Origin of the sequence: Parafilimonas sp. (genome assembly GCF_047606085.1) — a bacterium.
Lineage (GTDB): Bacteria > Bacteroidota > Bacteroidia > Chitinophagales > Chitinophagaceae > Parafilimonas.
Genome location: NZ_JASGEX010000104.1, coordinates 17,425 through 37,171, shown reverse-complemented (window position 1 = coordinate 37,171; position 19,747 = coordinate 17,425). Strand labels below are relative to the sequence as shown.

Here is a 19,747-nt window from a genome sequence, read left to right as displayed (position 1 = left end):
TCTGAATGAATTTTGTTACAAGTTTAACCGAAGGTTCTTTGGGCAGAGTTTATTTGACAGGGTATTGGTCGCAACGCTGGAAAATCCATGGTACAGACCTTTTCCAAAAAACGGATAGTCATTAAAAATTCTGTTCGCTTCAGGTATTGCTTTATTTACATTTAATTCGCTCCAAACATAAGCGGCAATCAATAAGGTAAATGCAATTCCTGTTGACAAGCCAATAATATTTACAGTTGAATAGAAACGATGCTTAATTATATTGCGCCAGGCTGTTTTGAGATAATTTTTAAACATCTTTTTTGGCTTTGCATTAAATTATTTAAAGTTACAGGAGTGGAAAGGAATAATCGTTGGAGCATTAAAAAATAAATTTACCGGCTAACATTTTCTTTTGCTTAAAATAAAGATGATACCAGAGTCAAAATATTTTCTAAGCTAAAATTAGCAGTATTTTTATAAGATTAAAACGAGTGATTTATGGCAATCGCAATTAAAACAGTTCCGGTATTAAAAGATAAGGTTTCCGAAACCTTTAACAGGAAAGCCATTGCCAGCGCTGCCAAAAAAGCTACCGTAAAGTTTACCAAAGAGATTTCTATTTCATCTAAGATTCTTGCAAAAGCCGAACTAAAATAAATTACTTTGGGGTTCCTGCTGAACAAGTGTACACTAAGGGTTTACAATCAGGACATTTTAAAAAAGTGCCTGCCTTTCGATTGCGGCAATAAGGATTTAAATGAGTTTTTCGCAAAAGACGTTTTGCTATACACTTTCGAACTTTTGGGCAAAAGCTATTGTTTTACTTTAGACGAAAATCCCGCAGAAATTATTTGTGCATTTACTGTTTCAAACGATAGCATTAAAACATTTACGCTGCCTAACGCAAGAAAGAAAAAAGTAAACACGGCTGTACCACGCGAGAAACAAATGAAAAGTTATCCTGCCGTATTGATTGGGCGATCAGGCGTAAATGTAAATTTCAGGAAATTAGAAAATGAAACGCAAACAATTGGCGACTAACTGATGAATTTTATTAAAGCATGGTTTATAGACCCGGACAATAAAACGGCCTGCCGTTTTTTAGTGGTGGACGCATATAATGAACCCAAACCATTAAGCTACTATAAACGTAATGGTTTTATAGAACTGTTCAGCGCAGAAGAGCAGGAAAAAGAAAGTACAAACCTGCCTGCAGAATATGAACTGAAAACCCGTTTATTATATTTTGATTTAATTGTGCTGGCAAATAAATAAGCTGCTCTTATTATCAATAATGTCGTAGAAAGGTTAGTTTACACAAAAAATAATTGCTGTTTCTATAACTCTTCAGCAGCTAAATTTGCACCCTATGCAAACAGATTTTCTTGTCATTGGCTCGGGCGTTGCCGGTCTTACTTATTCTATTAAGATGGCAAAAGCCTTTCCCGAAAAAGAAATTATTGTGCTCACAAAAACAACATCGGATGAAACCAATACCAAGTATGCACAGGGCGGCGTGGCCGGTGTGTGGAACGATGAAAACGACAGCTTCGATAAACACATTGAAGATACGTTAATTGCCGGCGATGGGTTATGCAATGAACACATTGTGGAGATTGTTGTAAAAGAAGGTCCGGAGCGCATTCGTGAAATAATAGAATACGGAGCCCGCTTCGATAAAGATGAAACCGGTGAATATACTTTGGGCAGGGAAGGCGGCCACAGCGAAAACCGCATTCTTCATCATAAAGATGTAACGGGCAAAGAGATTGAGCGCGCCTTATTAAAAGAAGTAAAGAAATCCCCCAACATAAAGTTTATAAATTACTGCTTTGTTGTTGATATTATTACACAGCACCATCTTGGTTATCTTGTTACAAAATCAGCAACAGATATTACCTGCTATGGCGTATATGTTTTAAACATCAATACCAACCAGATTGAAAAGATATTATCGCCCATCACCGTTCTGGCATCAGGTGGCTGCGGACAGGTTTACCGCACCACCACCAATCCCAGGATTGCAACCGGCGATGGCATTGCCATGGTGTATCGGGCAAAGGGCAGGGTGGAAAATATGGAGTTCATCCAGTTTCATCCCACCGCTTTATTCGAGCCTGGTGTTTCTCCTTCGTTCCTGATTACGGAAGCGGTGCGTGGCGATGGCGGCATACTGCGCAATAAAGATGGCGAGGCCTTCATGGTACGCTATGATGAAAGAAAAGACCTTGCGCCCCGCGATATTGTTGCCCGTGCTATTGATAATGAAATGAAACGTTCAGGAACGGAGCATGTATATCTCGATTGCCGCCACATGAACCTGGAAAAATTCATTCATCATTTCCCCAATATTTATGAAAAATGTTTAAGCATAGGCATAGACGTTTCAAAGCAAATGATACCGGTGGCGCCGGCGGCGCATTACAGTTGCGGCGGTGTAAAAACAGATGAATGGGCGCAAACATCCATATTGAATTTATATGCCTGCGGCGAATGCGCCAGCACGGGCTTACATGGCGCCAACCGTTTGGCAAGCAACAGTCTTTTGGAAGCAATGGTATTTGGTCACCGTGCTTATGTAAGCACGGTTGAAAAAATGAGCGTTTTAAAAAGCCCCTCTCTTTTGGAGGACTTGTCCCGACCATTCGGGAAGGGTTGGGATGAGGTCCCTGACTGGAATGCCCTCGGTACTTCCGAACCAAAGGAAATGATCCTCATTACCCAAAGCCTCAAAGAGCTGCAGCAGATAATGAGCGATTATGTTGGTATTGTTCGCAATGATGTGCGCCTTGAGCGCGCCATGAAACGTCTCGACCTGTTGTTTGTTGAAACGGAAGCTTTGTACCGGTCAACCAAAGTTTCACCACAGCTATGTGAGTTAAGAAATTTAATTACGGCAGGATATTTAATTGTAAAAAGCGCTGAGTTCAGAAAAGAAAGCCGCGGCCTGCATTACAATACGGATCATCCGGATAAAAGCAAACTACTTCAAAATATAATTTTATAAAACACTTATTTGAAAGATTATTATTCTATAGACGGATTTAATTCCCCTCTCCTTTGGAGAGGGGGCAGGGGGTGAGGTCTTATGTACTACATTCTTTATGCCTTTTTATATCTTGTTTCTTTACTGCCTTTTTGGTTCCTGTATGGCATCAGCTACCTCGCTTATGTGCTTATCTATTATATTATAGGGTATAGAAAAGCAGTGGTATTTTCAAATATTGCCGTTGCATTTCCAAATAAAACAGAAGCAGAAAGAAAGCGCATTGCAAAAAGCTTCTATAAAAATTTTACAGATAATTTTATGGAAGTAATAAAGCTCTTCAGCATTTCTCCTGCCCAATTGCAAAACCGTATGACCTGGGATTATGAATTTCTGGATAAATATTATCGCCAGGGAAAAAATGTGCAGTTGCACCTTGGCCATTTTTTTAACTGGGAATATGCAAACCTTTCTGTAAGCTTTGCTTCAAGATTTCCTGTGCTGGTTGTTTATATGCCAATAACCGGTAAAGCAATTGACAAGGTGTTTATTAAACTGCGCACACGCTTTAATGCAAAAATGATCCGGGCAACCTCTTTTCTTAAAGATTTTAAACCCTACAGCAAACAGCAATCATGCCTTGTATTTGTTGCCGACCAGAATGCAGGCAGTTATAACCTGGCGTACTGGCTGTCGTTTTTTAATAAGATGGCGCCATTTGTTACCGGTCCCGAAAAAACGGCGCGTTTAAACAACAGCGTTTGTATTTATGTGAATTTTAAAAAAGTAAAACGTGGATATTATCATGGAGCTTTGATTGAAATAACCGATAGCCCGCGACAGTTGCAGGAAGGTGAAATAACAAAACGCACAAGGGATTTGATTGAAGAAAATATGCGCGAACAACCTGAAAATTATTTATGGACGCACCGGCGCTGGAAGCGCACATTCAATCCTGCAAAACACCGTGCTTTATGATGATGTAAAAATCTCTTTGATAACTCCTTTGCTCTGTGCGCAAAAAATAATATGTATCGCTACGATGTAAAGAAATAAAACAGTTATGTAAAGAATAAGCAACTATCGCCATAACTGAGAAAGCGGAAGTTATTGTTCAATGCATAATCATATACTTTCTTCCAGTCGTTACCAACAATAGCAGCCACCAGTAATAACAACGTAGATTTAGGCTGATGAAAATTCGTGATTAAAATATCTGCAATCTTTAATTTATAAGGCGGAGCAATAAGGATTTGTGTTTTCGCAATGAGTTTTTTCATATTGTTTGCTTTCATCCATTCAAGCAGAGACATTAAAGCATCTTCAACAGGAATGTTTTCATCATTCAACTCATATACATCCCATTGATGTATAGAGATGTCATCAATAGTGAGATTCTGTTGACCATTGACTGTTGACTGTTGACCGGCCTTTATTCCCATCCAATATAAGCTTTCCAGAGTTCTTAAGCTTGTTGTGCCAACAGCAATAATATTTGGGTTTGATTGATGAATGAGTTTCTCAATTAACTCAACACTTACTTCAAAAAACTCCGAATGCATTTCATGTGCTTCAATCGTTTCTGTTTTTACAGGCTTAAAAGTGCCTGCGCCCACATGCAGCGTTACAAAATCCCTTGCAATTTTTTTTGCTGATAGTTTTTCAAAAACTTCATCTGTAAAATGCAGGCCTGCGGTAGGCGCTGCAACAGAGCCATCATATTTTGCATAAACTGTTTGATAGCGTTTTTTATCATCTTCTTCTGCATCCCGGCGCAGGTAAGGCGGCAATGGAATTACGCCGGAAATATGCAGTGTTTCTGCAAAGCTTAACTGTTCATCGTTCCATGAAAATTCAACAATAAAATTTTCACCCTGCCGGCTTATTTTTTTTGCACTGAGTTCAATTTCTTTCCCATCATGCAAAATCTTCTTTACGAGTATTTCATCTTTCCATTTCTTCGCATTGCCTATTAAACATTTCCATAAAACTTTGTTATGCTGGAACATTGCCGTGGTGATGTCTGCATAATCATCAGCCGGTTCAAGGCAAAAGATTTCAATGGTTGTGCCGGTTGCTTTTTTAAACAGCAACCTTGCTTCAACCACTTTTGTATTATTAAAAATGATGAGCGAGTTTTCAGGCAGGTAATTGGCAAGATTTGTGAACACATCTTCCTTTGTTTCTTCATCTTTTTTATATATAAGCAGTTTGCTTGCATCTCTTTTTGCCAGCGGATGCCTGGCTATTTTTTCATCCGGCAAATTGTAATCAAAATCTTTTATCTGTAATTGTTTGGGGGAAATGTTCATTTTCTTCTTTGTGTTTCTTCGTGCCTTAGCGCCTTCGTGGTTCAAATACCTGTAAACCACAAAGACAGGAAGACACAAAGTTGCACGAAGTAATTTATCTGTTCCATATCAATCAAAACGTAAATGTTATAAAGTGCTGAAATCACATTCTTTTCCTCTCCAGCCACAGCTTATCCACCGCATCTGCACATAAAATGCCGGGGTTTTCAATAAAAAACTGCTAAAACCCTTATTGCTATTGCATTTCAGCCCAAAATAAATATGTGGAAAAATATCAAACGCCCAAATTTCAAATTAAAGTGGGAAAAAGTGTTATTTTGTGTCATTATTTTATACATTCGTTCTTTAAATTCTCTAAATGGCTGGTTTTCTGGGTGAATATGAAGCAACAATTGATGCCAAAGGGCGCTTCCTTCTCCCTGGCGGGTTGAAAAAACAAATGCCGGAAGGAACCACCACTATGGTAATCAGCCGTGGCTTTGAAAAATGTTTGCTCCTGTATCCACAAAAAAGCTGGGAAGCCATTGAAGAGAAAATTAAAAAGCTGAACGAATTTAATCCGAAGGTAAGCCAGTTCAGAACATTGTTTGTGGGCGGCGCCAGTTATGTGGAGTTAGACAGTGCGGGAAGGATTTTATTGCCGCCTTCGCTGAAGGAATATGCAGGGCTGGGTAAGGATATTTTGCTTGCCTCTGATATTGATAAAATAAAGATCTGGGATTCCGGTAAGTACAAAAAGCTCTTTGAAGATTTTTCATCTGATGCTTTCGCAAGCCTTGCCTCAGATGTTACAGCCGGCATAAACTTTTAAAACGGTTATATGCAGCCTGAATCATCCTATCATGTTCCTGTTTTATTCAACGAGGCTATTGAGGCGCTTAACATTCAGCCAAACGGCATATATGTTGACTGCACTTTCGGCGGCGGCGGCCATGCAAAAGGCATTCTTCAAAAATTAGGCGCTGAAGGCAGATTGATTGCCTTTGACCAGGATGCTGATGCGCAGCAAAATATCCCGGCCGATGAACGGCTCATTTTTGTTCCGCATAACTTCCGCCATTTGCAGCGCTTTTTAAAACTGTATAAGTATGGAAAAGTAAACGGGGTGCTGGCAGATCTTGGCGTAAGCAGCTTCCAGTTCGATGAAGCGGAAAGAGGATTTTCCACACGTTTCAACGGCCCATTGGATATGCGCATGGATAAACGCACAGAAAAAACAGCGGCGCAGGTTTTAATGCGGTACACCGAACCACAGCTGCATAAATTATTCGAACAGTACGGCGAAGTTTCCAATTCTAAAACATTAGCAAAGCATATTGTACAGCAGCGCGGCACAACATCATTAAAAGATATAGCGTCTTTCAGGCTCATGCTGCAGCCTGTTGTAAAAGGCAATCCCAACAAGTATTTCGCACAGGTTTTCCAGGCACTAAGAATTGAGGTGAACGACGAAATGGGCGCCCTTACCGAAATGCTTAATCAGTTACCCGATCTGTTGCTCCCGCAGGCAAGAGTTGCCATCATCACATTCCACTCCATAGAGGACCGCATTGTAAAAAACTTCTTTAAACAGGCAGGCACAGGCGAAGATGAAAACAATCCTTTCAGCACAGCACAAAAGCAACCGGTATTCAAAACAGTATATAAAAAACCTGTAACGCCAGGCGCCGAAGAGTTAAAAAAAAATCCGAGGTCGCGCAGTGCAAAACTTCGTGTTGCAGAAAAAATATAACGCGGTCTGACGCTTAAAAAGCGTCAGACCGGTAGTTGGAAATTTATTTGGTGACAGGCAGTTGTGCAGGTGGCATCATGGTGGAGCCTGCCTTCGGGCTTGACCCGGAGGTCGCAACACTTGTGCTGCATTAAATAATTCAGCAAAAAAATCACATAACCTGTCAGGTTAAATCATATAAAAACAAAATTATTCAATGGGCTTATTCAGTAAAAAAGCAGAAACAGCGCAAACTGCCCCGGGCAGCGGCTGGATAAATTATGCCTGGATAGTAAGGCATTTTGGTTTTTTACTTTTTCTCGCAACGCTGGCGGTTGTTTATATCGCCAATGGCCATTGGGCGGATGATACCATCCGCGACATTAACATAACGCAGAAGCAGGTGAAAGATATGGAGTATGAGTATAAGAATTTAAAAAGCCTGGAAATGTACCGCAGCCGTGAATCGCAGGTAACGCAGGCCGCCGCCGCTTTAGGCTTAAAGCCCGGCACAACACCGCCGGTAAAGCTGTCAACAGATTCAACATTAAAAAACAATAATAAAAATATCGCGAACTAAAAAGCCCCTCTCTTTTGGAGAGGGGTTGGGGTGAGGTCTAACAATGGAAATAAAGAAAGACATATTATGGCGCGTATATCTCTGCTTTATAGCAATAGCTGTAATATGTGTTTGTATTGTTGGTAAGGCATTTTACATTCAGCAGGTACAGGGTGCATACTGGCGCGGCATGAGCGATAGCATGCATACCCGCATTGAAAGTGTGGACGCAGAACGCGGCACCATTTACAGCGAAGACGGCCAGATGCTCAGCACCAGCATTCCCCAGTTTGATATTTATATTGACTTTAAAGCCGATGGCCTGATCCAGGATAATGGCAAAGTGTTTAAAGAAAATATTGACTCCCTGAGCTTATGCCTTGCTGATCTTTTTAAAGATAAAACAGCAGCCCGGTATAAAGCTGTTCTTAATAAAGGTTTTAAAAGCAAAGCCCGCTATTTTGCTTTAAAGAAAAAGGTAAGCTTTGATGAATACCAGCAATTGAAAGCTTTTCCGCTGGTAAGGCTTGGTAAAAACAAAAGCGGTTTTATAGCTGAAGTGCAGAACATCCGCCTTAATCCCTATCAATTGTTAGCGTTCAGAACAATTGGCCTGGAAAGGCAGAATGCGCAAAAAGTGGGCCTCGAACAAACGTATGATACTTTGCTGAAAGGCATGCCGGGCAAGCGTTTGGTAAGGTATATATCCGGCGGAATTGCCGTTCCGGTGAATGAAGATTATGATATTGAACCAAAAAACGGCAAAGATATTACAACAACACTTGACAGCCGCATACAGGAGATAACAGAGAACGCTTTAATGAAAATGATGGTGCAGAACGAAGCAGAACATGGTTGTGCTATTGTAATGGAAGTGAAGACAGGAAAGATAAAAGCCATTGCCAATCTCGGCCGCCAGAAAGATGGCTCTTACTGGGAAGATTTTAATTATGCTATGTCGCCTGCGGAGCCAGGTTCAACATTTAAACTGGCCACCATGCTTTCTGTTCTGGAGGACAAAAAGTTCTCACTTAACAGCATCGTAAACCTTGAAGGCGGTACGTGGCAGATAAACAGGAGAACGGTTTACGACAGTGAGCAGCACGGCCAAACAAATGTTACCGTGAAGCGTGCCTTTGAATTAAGTTCCAATGTTGGTTTGGCAAAACTGGCCTATGCAAGTTATGCTTCCAATCCTTCGCAGTTTATCAATCATTTAAAAGCATTACATCTCGATTCATTAACGGGGATAGATTTATACGGAGAGCGCCCGCCGTTTGTTGATCACCCCGGCAGTAAATACTGGAGCGCTACAACCTTGCCCTGGATGGCCTTTGGTTACAACGTACTGATTTCTCCTTTACATACCTGCATGTTATACAATGCTGTTGCCAATAATGGTGTAATGATGCGGCCTTATTTATTAAACAGCGTAATGCAGGAAGGCAATATCATTCAGCAAAAACAACCATATCCTGTTGAAACCATTTGCGATAGCCTGACGCTGAAACAATTAAAGGAATGCCTTGTTGGTGTTTGCAAAGATTCAGGTTCCACCGCCTTCAGGTTGTTTAAAGGTGCAACGTATCCTGTTGCCGGGAAAACAGGTACAGCACTCGTTGCCAATGGCAAATATGGTTATGCAGATCATATTTACCAGTCATCATTTGCCGGTTATTTTCCTGCCGATAATCCCCAATACACTTGCGTTGTAGTGATAAAAAACAAACCGCATGCACCTATATTCTACGGCGCACTGGTTGCCGGCCCTGTGTTCAGGGAAATAGCAGACAGGCTGGTTACCTTAAATGCACCGCAGCCCGATGTTATGTATGCTTCAGTAAAGCCAGATGATAATGATAACTACAGCTATGCCGGTTATGAAGACGATATTAAATCAATTCTTTCCGCCATAAACATTTCGTATAAGGATTCTGCAAAAACGAGCCTGGCTAAAATGTATAAAAATCAGGATAAACCTGTGCTGGCAAACATGCCTTTAAGCAATAAATATATGCCTGCATTAAAAGGGCTGGGTTTAAAAGATGCTTTATACATCTGTGAAGATGCCGGGTTGGTGGTAAAAATAAACGGCGTTGGAAAAGTAGCCAATCAGTCAATAACCGAAGGAACGCCTATTGAGAAAGGGCAACAAATAAAACTTGATTTGAATTAGTGAAGAAACTGGAAGACATATTATATAAGGTGCGCATCATTGCAATTCATGGCAAACGTGATGTGAATGTAAATAGTATAACTATTGATTCCCGCAACATCACTCCCCTTCAGGGGATGGGGGCTTCCATGTTCATTGCCATAAAAGGGGAGAAGGTTAATGGGCATGATTTTATTCAGCCATCCATTGATAAAGGCGCAACCATTATTGTGTGTGAAGAACTGCCGATGCGGTTAAACGATGCGGTTACCTATATACAGGTTAAGAATGCCCATGAAGCTGCTGCTTACATCGCCCATAATTTTTATAATGAGCCTTCCAAAAAATTAAAGCTGGTTGGCGTTACCGGAACAAATGGCAAAACCACCATTGCAACCTTATTGTTTAAGCTGTTCAACGGTTTGGGATATAAATGCGGTTTGATAAGCACCGTGCAGAATCAAATAGCGGATGAAATTATCCCTGCAACCCATACCACGCCGGATGCCATAAGCTTAAATGCTTTATTAAAGCAAATGGCCGATGCCGGCTGCACGCACATATTTATGGAATGCAGCAGCCACGCCATTCATCAGCATCGTATTACAGGCCTGCATTTTTCCGGTGGCATCTTCAGCAATATAACACACGATCATCTCGATTATCATAAAACATTCGATGAATATATCCGTGTAAAGAAATCATTCTTCGATAACCTCACCAGCGATGCTTTCGCTTTATCAAACCTGGATGAAAAGCGCGGTACGGTGATGTTGCAGAGCACACCTGCTAAAAAATATTATTACAGCTTAAAAAATATTGCCGATTTCAAAGGGAAGATTTTAGAGAATGCACTAACCGGTTTGGTAATGCTGGTAAATGATAAGGAAGTACACTTTCGCCTGATCGGCGAATTCAATGCATATAATCTTTTAGCAGTGTATGGCGCCGCCATTTGTTTGAAAGAGGACAGCGAAAAAGTGTTGTTGATCCTAAGCAGTTTAACCGGCGCTGAAGGCCGGTTTGATTACATCATCAGTAAAGAAAAAATAATCGGCATTGTTGATTATGCGCACACGCCGGATGCTTTGGAAAATGTGTTGTCAACCATAAAAAAATTACGCAGGGGCGATGAGCAGGTTATAACAGTGGTGGGCTGTGGCGGCGACCGCGATAAAACCAAGCGCCCTGAAATGGCAGAGATAGCGGCGGCATTAAGCACCCGCACAATTCTTACAAGCGATAACCCGCGCAGCGAAGACCCGGCACAGATATTAAAAGATATGGAAGCCGGTTTGAACAGTGCAGGCCGGCGTAAATCCATATCCATTGCTGACAGGAGAGAAGCGATAAAGGCGGCAGTAAGCTTTGCCAGTGGTGAAGATATTATCCTGGTTGCGGGAAAAGGGCATGAGAAGTACCAGATCATCGGCAACCGGAAATTGCATTTTGATGATAAGGAAGTATTGAGGGCAATGTTTGAATTATTAAACAAGTAAGGCACAGCCCCGGCCCTGAAGGGGGTTGTGCAGGAACGTGAATAAATGAGGCAACTTAGAATTTTAAAAAGGTAAAAATTCTCCCTTTAGGGAGTTAGAGGGTATGCTATACTACTTCTTCACATGGTTGCATGAGCATTACGATATTTCGGGTGCGAGGCTGTTTGAATACAATTCATTCAGAACGGCAATGGCTGTGCTGTTCTCGCTCATCATTGCAACTGTATATGGAAGAAGGGTGATAAACCTGCTGCGTAAAAATCAGATTGGTGAAACGGTTCGTGATCTGGGTTTACAGGGAGAACAGCAAAAGAAAGGCACACCAACAATGGGTGGTATCATTATCCTGCTGGCGATTGTTGTGCCCACCTTATTGTTTGCAGATCTTGAAAAAACGTACATACGGCTGATGCTGCTCTGTACGGTATGGCTTGGGTTCATTGGTTTTTTAGATGATTATTTTAAACTGAAAGCAAGAAAGCAGGCAAAAGAAGCCGGCGAAGCATACAAAAAGAAAGACAGTGATGGCTTAGCCGGTGTTTCAAAAATTATAGGCCAGGTTGGATTAGGCATTATCATAGGAACCACCTTATATTTCAGTAATAATGTTGTGGTTGAACGGGAGCTTATTGGCCGGCAAACCATTGATTCAACATTAATGGCTGGTGAAAGGCGCGCCAAAGATTCAAATATTGTTGTGCGCAATATCAATGGTGTTAAAAGGCGTTTTGCTGAAGTGAAGACTCCTATTACCACCATTCCTTTTGTAAAAAGCCATGAGTTTAATTACAGCAAACTCATAAGCTGGATAAGCCCCGATGCCGGAAAGTTTACATGGATTCCCTATATCATTATTGTAACATTTATTGTAACGGCTGTTTCAAATGGCGCCAATATTACGGACGGGCTTGATGGCCTGGCGGGTGGTGTAAGCGCCATTATAGGTGCGGGCCTGGGCATATTTGTTTTTGTAAGCGGTAACTATGTGCTGGCCGACTATCTCAACATCATGTACATTCCTAACCTGAGCGATTTATTAATCTTTGTTGGCGCATTGGTGGGTGCATGCATTGGCTTTCTCTGGTACAATGCTTACCCTGCGCAGGTGTTTATGGGCGATACCGGTAGCCTTGCACTGGGCGGCATCATTGCTTCGCTTGCCATCATCGTAAGAAAAGAATTGCTGATACCTATTTTCTGTGGCGTATTCCTCATTGAAAATGTAAGCGTGGTGATACAGGTAGCGTATTTTAAATACACAAAGAAGAAATATGGCGAGGGCAGGCGTGTATTCTTAATGAGCCCCTTGCACCATCATTACCAGAAAAAAGGTTTTCACGAAAATAAAATAGCAGTAAGGTTTTGGATTATCACGGTATTATTAGTTGTAGCGTCAATTATTACATTAAAAATAAGATAGTCTGAACCAGGATTAGGGCGGATTAAATGATTGGCAGGATATGGATGGGTATAAATTATGTAAGCGCTTATATAATTTAAGTTTTAAAAATTTGAATAAAATAGAATGATCATAAAATTAGGCCAACAATTGAACAATGAATGAAACTAAAAATATAAACGCTGTTACCGGCTCCCCCTTCAGGGGGCGGGGGGGGCGTCTGCTTATCCTCGGTGGCGGTGAAAGCGGTGTTGGCGCTGCCTTGCTGGGCAAACAAAAGGGGTATGACGTGTTTTTAAGCGATGCTGGCTATCTGAATGAAAGATATAAAACAGAGCTAAGCGAAAACAATATAGCCTTTGAAGAATGCGGCCATACAGCAGAAAAGATATTAAGTGCAGATGAAATTGTAAAGAGCCCTGGAATCCCGGAGAAGAATGAAATGGTGAAAGCCATTCGTGATAAACAAATTCCCGTTATCAGTGAGATAGAGCTGGCATACCGCTTTAAAGGCGATGCAAAAATTATAGCCGTAACAGGCAGCAATGGCAAGAGCACAACCACATCATTGATATATCATATCTGCAAAACAGCAGGTTTGGATTGCGCATTGGTAGGCAATATTGGTTACTCATTTGCCAAACAGGTTGCTGAACACCCAAAGCCCCTGTATGTGGCGGAAATAAGTTCTTTCCAGTTGGATGATATAAAAGACTTCAGAGCCGATGTTTCGGTGCTGCTGAACATAACAGAAGATCATTTAGACCGGTATGAATACAGGTTTGAAAATTATATAAACAGCAAATTCAGGATACTATTAAATGCAACAGGCAACGATTACTTCATTTATAATGCGGATGATGAAGTGATAACAAAAAAACTGCAGGAAATAACATTACCCACACACTTACTACCATTTTCTATGAACTATGAATCAAATGAAGGCGGCTATATTAATGATAATAATATGCGGCTGCGTATAAATAATGAGCGTACTACATGGAGTGTTTACGACTTTGCGCTTAAGGGAAAGCACAATCAGTACAATACCATGGCATCATGCATTGCTGCAATGGTGATGGGCATACGAAAAGAAATAATCCGTATGGCGGTTACAGATTTTCAAAGCCTGGAGCATCGCATGGAAAAGGTGGCAGCGGTGCGGGGCGTTGAATTTATAAACGACAGCAAGGCCACCAATGTAAACAGTACCTGGTATGCTTTGGAAAGCATGGAAAAGCCGGTAATACTGATTCTTGGCGGCGTTGACAAAGGCAATGATTACAGCCTCATTGAAGATCTGGTGAAAGAAAAAGTGAAAGCCATTGTTTGTATGGGGCTTGATAATTCAAAAATTCATAAAGCATTTGACGGGCTGGTTTCACCAATTGTTGATACAGCAAGCGCTAAAGATGCGGTGAGCGCGGCTTTCCGGCTTGCAGGCAAAGGCGATGTGGTGCTGTTAAGCCCGGCCTGTGCAAGTTTTGATTTATTTAGTAGTTATGGAGACAGGGGCAGGCAGTTTAAGGAAGCTGTCAGGGATTTATAAGGCAGTTCCGGCCATACAGGCAGGAACAAAACATCTTCTGTAAAATTTAAAGAACTATGACAGACAGAACATTTAAAAGCATACAGGATGCCATGCTTCCCTTCAGGGGATGGGGGCGTGAATGGGGGCGCGACCTGCATCATCGTGCGCGCGGGGATAAATATATCTGGAGCGTGGTTGTGCTGCTGGCTATCATTTCCCTGCTGGCAGTATATAGCGCAACCGGTTCGCTTGCTTATAAATATTACGATGGCAATACTTACGTATATCTGTTCAAGCAGCTTGCTTTTATAATAATTGGTGTGGCTGTGGTGTATTTCATGCACCGCGTTAATTATACCATCTATTCAAGGGTGGCGCTGTGGTTATACCTTATCTCTATCCCATTGCTTGTTTATACTTTATTTTTTGGCGTTGAAGTAAACGATGCAAGCCGCTGGATAAAGCTGCCTGTTATTAATCTTACCATTCAAACGAGCGACCTGGCAAGGCTTGCCCTGTTCATGTATTTGTCGAGGCAGCTTAGCCGCAAACAAAATGATATCAAGGATTTTAAGAAAGGCTTCCTGCCATTGATAATTCCCGTAGGTATTATTTGTGTGCTCATAATGCCGGCCAATCTTTCCACGGCATTGTTAACCGGCCTTACATCTTTATTGCTCATGTTCATTGGCCGCGTAAGCGTTAAACATATTTTGCTTGTGTTGTTCATTGCAGCCATTCCTGTTTTGTTGATTGTAGCCATCGCCATGTCAACTTATGATGGTAATAATAGCACGGCAAATGCAAATAAGAAAACAATTGCTTCAACATTAAATTCAATGGGCAGGTTTGGAACCTGGGTGCAGCGCACACAGGATTTTATGTATGCAAAAGACGAAGACATACCTTACCAGGTACAGCAGCAAAATATTGCCATAGCCAATGGCGGTATATTGTTTGGCTTAGGCCCTGGCAACAGCAAGCAGCGAAATTATCTGCCGCAGGCATATAACGACTCCATCTACCCGATCATAATAGAAGAATATGGTTTGCTGGGCGGGTTGTTTATCATATTTCTTTATATGGTTTTCCTGTTCAGGTGCATAAAAGTGTTCAGGCAATGCCCGTATGCATTTGGCGCTTTTCTCGCACTGGGATTGAGTTTCACATTAGTGATACAGGCCATCGCCAACATGGCGGTTGGCGTAAACCTGATACCCGTAACGGGTGTTACGCTCCCCCTGGTAAGCATGGGTGGAAGCTCATTCTTATTCACCTGTGCATCTATCGGGATTATTTTAAGTGTGGCAAGAAATATAGAAGCCCCATCTAATCTCCCTGAAGAAGCCCATCCCGGCCTTCCCAAAGGGAAGGGGAAAGAAATTACGCCCAAAGTAAGTATTGCAGAAATAGATAGCATAAAAACAAAACCAGGGGTTGAATAAATGGATGCAGATAGAAATATAAACGAGGGTAAGGCCCCCTCTCCTTTGGAGAGGGCGGGGGGAGAGGCCGCTGGCTTGCGATTTATCATTGCCGGCGGCGGTACCGGCGGGCATATTTTTCCGGCCATAGCCATTGCCAATGCTATAAAAGAATTACAGCCTGCTGCTGAATTTTTATTTGTTGGTGCAAAGGGAAAGATGGAGATGGAAAAAGTGCCGCAGGCTGGTTATAAAATCAAAGGATTAACCATAGCGGGTTTCGACAGAGGTTCTTTATTAAAAAATATCTGGCTGCCGTTTAAGCTCATCAAAAGTTTTTTCCAGGTGCGGAAAATTTTGAATGGTTTTAAGCCGGATGCAGTGATAGGTGTTGGCGGTTATTCAAGCTTTCCTGTATTGAGGTCTGCACAGGCAAAAGGCATCCCAACATTCATTCATGAAAGCAATTCGTTTGCCGGCAGGAGCAATATTTTGCTGGGCAGGCATGCAACAAAAATTTTTGTGGCAAGCGATGGCATGGATAAATTTTTTCCTGCTGAAAAAATTGAAATAACAGGAAACCCGGTGCGCAAAAGCATTACGGAAAGTAATGTAAGTAAAGAAGAAGCGCTGCGGTTTTTTGGTTTGTCGAAAGATAAGCCCGTGGTATTGGTGTTTGGCGGAAGCCTTGGCGCAAGAAGTATTAATGAAGTGATAGCACAGCACCTGCCCGATTTTGGGCCATTGGGTTTACAGGTAATATGGCAAACCGGCAAAACAACAGCCGGGCAATACCTTGAAAGAGCAAAGCCCTTGCCCAATGTTTGGGCAAATGATTTTATCAACGAAATGGATAAAGCGTATGCTGCGGCTGATATAGTGGTGTCAAGGTCCGGTGCAATGGCGGTTGCTGAATTATGCGTGGCGGGCAAGCCGGTGATTTTCGTGCCGTTCCCGTTTGCAGCAGAAGACCATCAAACTGTAAATGCAAAATACCTGGTTGAAAGAAATGCCGCACTGATGGTGAAAGATGATATGGTGAAGGCAAAGCTGTTTGGCGGAATAACAAATCTCGCAAAGAATAAAGCAAGGCAGGAAGCATTATCGCAGCATATATCAGCCTTTGCAGTAAAAGATGCTGATGTAAAAATTGCAAAAGAAATCTTAGAAGCCCCAGCCCTGAAGGGAGTTATATAAAGAACTTAAATTAAATGAACGCACCTAAAAAAATAGCGCAGTTTATAAGCACCCCTTTAAGAGATGGGGGCGGTGTTGTGGTTTACTTCATCGGTATTGGTGGTATTGGAATGAGTGCACTGGCACGCTACTTTAAAAGCAAAGGCGCTGTTGTTACTGGTTATGATAAAACGATAACGTTACTAACACAACAACTGGAAGCCGAAGGCATTGATGTGCATTTTGAAGAAGATATAAAAATGATCCCGAAAGATGCTGATGTTGTTATTTACACGCCTGCTGTTCCTGCCACGCATAAAGAGCTCGTTTACTATAAAGAAAATAATTATACGGTTGTTAAGCGCAGCGATGTGCTGCAGTGGATAACTGAAAGTTCTTACGATATATGCGTAGGGGGAACACATGGCAAAACAACCGTAACCACCATGATTGCGCATTTGCTTCGTGACAGTGGTTATGGTTGCAATGCCTTTCTGGGTGGCATTTCAGCTAACTATAAAACCAATTTCTGGAGCAGCGATAACAACGTGGATGTAATTGAAGCCGATGAATACGACAGAAGTTTTTTGAAATTATCGCCTAATATAGCGGTAATAACGGCAATGGATGCCGATCATCTTGATATCTATGGAACGCTTCAGGAAATGGAGGATGCCTTTATAGCATTTACCAAACGCATACATAAAGATGGCTGCCTGGTTTCAAAATATGGAATGAAGCGGAGCAGGGAACTAAGAGCTGCCACACATTATACTTACTGTTACGATAATAAAGAGGCTGATGTGTATGCCGATGATATAAAAGTGGAAAATGGCGCTTATAAATACAATGTGATAAGTAAAGACTGGAAACTGGAAGATGTTGAATTGCACATGGGCGGTTTCCACAATATTGAAAACAGCCTTGCCGCAATAATAGTTTGCAGGTATTTAGGGATTGACGATGAAAAGATAAAGAAAGCGCTGAAGAATTTTAAAGGCGTTAAGCGCCGGTTCGAATATATTCTGGGGGGGCCAAACTTCCCTCTCCACGAGTGGAAATCCGAAGGACTCGCGAACACTGATAAAAATAAAAATGAAGTGAGCAAAGGGGCCGGGAGTGAGGGGGCCATATTGATTGATGATTACGGTCATCATCCTGCTGAAGTGAAAGCTGCTTTAACGGGCGTTAAAAGTTTATTCCCCGAAGAAAAGCTGACGGTGATTTTTCAGCCGCATTTGTTCAGCAGGACAAATGATTTTGCGGATGAATTTGCACAAAGCCTGGATATAGCGGATGAAGTGGTTTTGCTGCCAATTTATCCTGCACGGGAAGTGCCGGTAGAAGGTGTAACCAGCCGGTTGATACTGGACAAAATGAAATTGCCGCAGAAGCAGATACTGGATAAAAATGCCATGTTAGACTGGGTGAAATTATATAAACCTAAGCTGGTAATAATGCTTGGCGCAGGTGATATTGATGCATTAGTACAACCTGTAAAAGAAATTTTGGAATAAAACCTTAAGGGATTAACGTGGTTAATTCGAAAGTGTATTTATTAAAATATGCAGGGTTTATAGAGTGTACAGGTAAAAAATGTAACGGATAAATGAACTGGCAATTGAATCAGGTATGAATTAAGGATTTAAAAAATGGGCTTTTCTTTTACTCCCCTTTAGGGGATGGGGGCTAAGTAATGAGTGTAAAAACGAAAATAAAAACAACTATATGGTCGCTGCTGGGTTTATGCTGCGTGGCGCTGCTTGTTGCTGCAATGAAGGCAAAAGATGCAAAAGCCTGCAGCAATATTGAAATAAATATTAACGGCGTGGTAAATAATATGTTTATTAAAAAGGTAGATGTGGTTGATGTGCTGAGCAGGAACAGCATCAGTGCCGGGCAAACCTTAAGTGATATCAACTTAAAGAATGCCGAACAGATGCTTGAAAAAAATGCCTGGATACGGGATGCCGAATTGTTTTTTGATAACCACCAGATGTTGCATGTGCATATAACAGAACGTGAACCGCTGGCGCGGGTGTTCACTGTAAATGGCCATTCATTCTATATAGACAGTACCGGCATGCGTTTGCCGGTAAATGAAAATGCAGCAGCAAGATTGATCGTATTTACATCATTTCCTTCTGATAAACCGGTTTTGTCAAAGCCCGACAGCCTGGTGCTGGATGATGTGAAACGCATTGCGCAATATATAAGCGCCGACAGTTTTCTGAATGCACAAACAGCGCAGGTAAATATTACGCCGCAGCGTACCTACGAGATTACGCCGGTAGTAGGCGGCCAGCTTATAAAAATTGGCAATGGAGAAAGCCTTGATGAAAAGTTTGCCAAGCTTATGGCCTTTTATAAACAGGTGTTCAGCAAGTCCGGCTTTGAAAAATACAGTATGATTGATGTACAGTATGAGGGCCAGGTGGTAGCGGTAAGAAAGGGCGAAGGCTATACAATACCTTCTGATACAGCGAAGGCAATGCAGCAACTGGCTAAGGCAGATATGAAATTAAGCAAAGCGCTGAGCGACACAACTTATACGGCGTCATTGTCGAAGCCGGTTAAGGTGGATGCGCCTGTTGCCGCGCCGGCTCCAAAGTTTGTGGAAAGAAAACCTGTAACAAAAAAACCGGTTGTAAAAACAAACAAAAAAACAGTGAAGAATGCAGATGGCAATAATAATCGTAAAAAACAGCAGGAAAGAAAACCTAAAGCTGTAATGAAGAAGAAGGTCTGAACGGGGATTGGGGAAGATTAATGAATTGGGAGGATATATAAGTACTTATATAATTAAAGTTCTTTAAAAAATGGATGGCGTGACTAAACATCATCGCGGGGAAAAACGGCGAAGCAATTTGTATTGAAGATGAGGCCTTTCCGCAATGGCGTGAACCCGCTATATGGTTTTGTGATAAGTTTTTCAAGGGGGGCATCCCTCTCCTTTGGAGAGGGAAAGAGGGTGAGGTCAAACTATGAAGCGCAGCGAGTTTGAATGGATTAA

The 19,747-nt window shown here is 41.7% G+C and carries 18 protein-coding genes; 16 read left to right on the top strand and 2 right to left on the bottom strand.

The window, feature by feature from the left end; genetic code table 11:
* Positions 1-15 precede the first annotated feature (15 nt).
* Positions 16-297, bottom strand: a complete 282-nt coding sequence (locus QM629_RS09150; RefSeq protein ID WP_415159409.1) for a hypothetical protein — start codon at positions 295-297, stop codon at positions 16-18.
* A gap of 183 nt (positions 298-480) precedes the next feature.
* Here QM629_RS09150 and QM629_RS09145 point away from each other — a divergent pair, with 183 nt between their 5' ends.
* The 5 genes from QM629_RS09145 to QM629_RS09125 all read left to right on the top strand — a co-directional run bounded on the left by QM629_RS09145 (position 481) and on the right by QM629_RS09125 (position 3,946).
* The gene (locus QM629_RS09145) at positions 481-639 is read left to right on the top strand and encodes a hypothetical protein (protein WP_415159407.1); all 159 of its coding nucleotides are present in this window, start codon (positions 481-483) and stop codon (positions 637-639) included.
* A gap of 123 nt (positions 640-762) precedes the next feature.
* Positions 763-1,023: a hypothetical protein gene (locus tag QM629_RS09140; protein WP_415159405.1), complete on the top strand. Its 261-nt coding sequence runs from the start codon at positions 763-765 to the stop codon at positions 1,021-1,023.
* A gap of 3 nt (positions 1,024-1,026) precedes the next feature.
* Positions 1,027-1,257, top strand: coding sequence for a hypothetical protein (locus tag QM629_RS09135; RefSeq protein ID WP_415159403.1), 231 nt, complete (start codon positions 1,027-1,029; stop codon positions 1,255-1,257).
* A gap of 94 nt (positions 1,258-1,351) precedes the next feature.
* Positions 1,352-2,989, top strand: a complete 1,638-nt coding sequence (nadB, locus tag QM629_RS09130) for an L-aspartate oxidase (protein ID WP_415159401.1) — start codon at positions 1,352-1,354, stop codon at positions 2,987-2,989.
* Between the two features lie 81 nt (positions 2,990-3,070).
* Positions 3,071-3,946, top strand: coding sequence for a lysophospholipid acyltransferase family protein (locus QM629_RS09125; protein WP_415159399.1), 876 nt, complete (start codon positions 3,071-3,073; stop codon positions 3,944-3,946).
* 83 nt (positions 3,947-4,029) lie between these two features.
* Here the strand turns inward: QM629_RS09125 and QM629_RS09120 are convergent, their stop codons facing one another.
* A complete protein-coding gene (locus tag QM629_RS09120; RefSeq protein WP_415159397.1) occupies positions 4,030-5,280 on the bottom strand; it encodes an S-adenosylmethionine:tRNA ribosyltransferase-isomerase in 1,251 nt (416 codons plus the stop codon).
* 358 nt (positions 5,281-5,638) lie between these two features.
* On the opposite strand from QM629_RS09120, the gene mraZ reads away from it, so the two are divergent.
* The 11 genes from mraZ to QM629_RS09065 all read left to right on the top strand — a co-directional run bounded on the left by mraZ (position 5,639) and on the right by QM629_RS09065 (position 19,483).
* Positions 5,639-6,091, top strand: coding sequence for a division/cell wall cluster transcriptional repressor MraZ (gene mraZ, locus QM629_RS09115; protein ID WP_415159395.1), 453 nt, complete (start codon positions 5,639-5,641; stop codon positions 6,089-6,091).
* Positions 6,092-6,100: 9 nt separating this feature from the next.
* A complete protein-coding gene (rsmH, locus tag QM629_RS09110) occupies positions 6,101-7,012 on the top strand; it encodes a 16S rRNA (cytosine(1402)-N(4))-methyltransferase RsmH (RefSeq protein ID WP_415159393.1) in 912 nt (303 codons plus the stop codon).
* A 196-nt stretch (positions 7,013-7,208) separates the two neighbouring features.
* Complete coding sequence (locus QM629_RS09105) at positions 7,209-7,571, top strand: FtsL-like putative cell division protein (protein ID WP_415159391.1); 363 nt, start codon at positions 7,209-7,211, stop codon at positions 7,569-7,571.
* Positions 7,572-7,614: 43 nt separating this feature from the next.
* Positions 7,615-9,726, top strand: a complete 2,112-nt coding sequence (locus QM629_RS09100; RefSeq protein ID WP_415159389.1) for a penicillin-binding protein — start codon at positions 7,615-7,617, stop codon at positions 9,724-9,726.
* Positions 9,726-11,204 (top strand): UDP-N-acetylmuramoyl-L-alanyl-D-glutamate--2,6-diaminopimelate ligase, encoded by a 1,479-nt coding sequence (locus QM629_RS09095; protein WP_415159387.1) that lies wholly within the window; start codon positions 9,726-9,728, stop codon positions 11,202-11,204. The genes QM629_RS09100 and QM629_RS09095 overlap by 1 nt, the downstream gene beginning before the upstream one ends.
* A gap of 103 nt (positions 11,205-11,307) precedes the next feature.
* A complete protein-coding gene (mraY, locus tag QM629_RS09090) occupies positions 11,308-12,624 on the top strand; it encodes a phospho-N-acetylmuramoyl-pentapeptide-transferase (protein ID WP_415159385.1) in 1,317 nt (438 codons plus the stop codon).
* A 136-nt stretch (positions 12,625-12,760) separates the two neighbouring features.
* Positions 12,761-14,152, top strand: a complete 1,392-nt coding sequence (gene murD / locus QM629_RS09085; protein ID WP_415159383.1) for a UDP-N-acetylmuramoyl-L-alanine--D-glutamate ligase — start codon at positions 12,761-12,763, stop codon at positions 14,150-14,152.
* 56 nt (positions 14,153-14,208) lie between these two features.
* The gene (locus QM629_RS09080; RefSeq protein WP_415159381.1) at positions 14,209-15,579 is read left to right on the top strand and encodes an FtsW/RodA/SpoVE family cell cycle protein; all 1,371 of its coding nucleotides are present in this window, start codon (positions 14,209-14,211) and stop codon (positions 15,577-15,579) included.
* Positions 15,580-16,755, top strand: coding sequence for an undecaprenyldiphospho-muramoylpentapeptide beta-N-acetylglucosaminyltransferase (gene murG, locus QM629_RS09075; RefSeq protein ID WP_415159379.1), 1,176 nt, complete (start codon positions 15,580-15,582; stop codon positions 16,753-16,755). It abuts the gene before it with no gap.
* 14 nt (positions 16,756-16,769) lie between these two features.
* Positions 16,770-18,251 (top strand): UDP-N-acetylmuramate--L-alanine ligase, encoded by a 1,482-nt coding sequence (gene murC, locus QM629_RS09070; RefSeq protein WP_415159377.1) that lies wholly within the window; start codon positions 16,770-16,772, stop codon positions 18,249-18,251.
* A 179-nt stretch (positions 18,252-18,430) separates the two neighbouring features.
* A complete protein-coding gene (locus tag QM629_RS09065) occupies positions 18,431-19,483 on the top strand; it encodes a cell division protein FtsQ/DivIB (RefSeq protein WP_415159375.1) in 1,053 nt (350 codons plus the stop codon).
* Positions 19,484-19,747 lie beyond the last annotated feature (264 nt).

Excerpts from the sequence above, each read along its gene's own strand:
- QM629_RS09135 (WP_415159403.1), top strand. The coding sequence starts at position 1,027 with ATGAATTTTATTAAAGCATGGTTTATAGACCCGGACAATAAAACGGCC.
- mraZ (WP_415159395.1), top strand. The coding sequence starts at position 5,639 with ATGGCTGGTTTTCTGGGTGAATATGAAGCAACAATTGATGCCAAAGGG.
- mraY (WP_415159385.1), top strand. The coding sequence starts at position 11,308 with ATGCTATACTACTTCTTCACATGGTTGCATGAGCATTACGATATTTCG.
- murC (WP_415159377.1), top strand. The coding sequence starts at position 16,770 with ATGAACGCACCTAAAAAAATAGCGCAGTTTATAAGCACCCCTTTAAGA.
- murG (WP_415159379.1), top strand. The coding sequence starts at position 15,580 with ATGGATGCAGATAGAAATATAAACGAGGGTAAGGCCCCCTCTCCTTTG.
- murD (WP_415159383.1), top strand. The coding sequence starts at position 12,761 with ATGAATGAAACTAAAAATATAAACGCTGTTACCGGCTCCCCCTTCAGG.
- QM629_RS09065 (WP_415159375.1), top strand. The coding sequence starts at position 18,431 with ATGAGTGTAAAAACGAAAATAAAAACAACTATATGGTCGCTGCTGGGT.
- QM629_RS09150 (WP_415159409.1), bottom strand. The coding sequence starts at position 297 with ATGTTTAAAAATTATCTCAAAACAGCCTGGCGCAATATAATTAAGCAT.
- nadB (WP_415159401.1), top strand. The coding sequence starts at position 1,352 with ATGCAAACAGATTTTCTTGTCATTGGCTCGGGCGTTGCCGGTCTTACT.
- QM629_RS09100 (WP_415159389.1), top strand. The coding sequence starts at position 7,615 with ATGGAAATAAAGAAAGACATATTATGGCGCGTATATCTCTGCTTTATA.
- QM629_RS09145 (WP_415159407.1), top strand. The coding sequence starts at position 481 with ATGGCAATCGCAATTAAAACAGTTCCGGTATTAAAAGATAAGGTTTCC.
- QM629_RS09125 (WP_415159399.1), top strand. The coding sequence starts at position 3,071 with ATGTACTACATTCTTTATGCCTTTTTATATCTTGTTTCTTTACTGCCT.
- rsmH (WP_415159393.1), top strand. The coding sequence starts at position 6,101 with ATGCAGCCTGAATCATCCTATCATGTTCCTGTTTTATTCAACGAGGCT.
- QM629_RS09080 (WP_415159381.1), top strand. The coding sequence starts at position 14,209 with ATGACAGACAGAACATTTAAAAGCATACAGGATGCCATGCTTCCCTTC.
- QM629_RS09120 (WP_415159397.1), bottom strand. The coding sequence starts at position 5,280 with ATGAACATTTCCCCCAAACAATTACAGATAAAAGATTTTGATTACAAT.
- QM629_RS09105 (WP_415159391.1), top strand. The coding sequence starts at position 7,209 with ATGGGCTTATTCAGTAAAAAAGCAGAAACAGCGCAAACTGCCCCGGGC.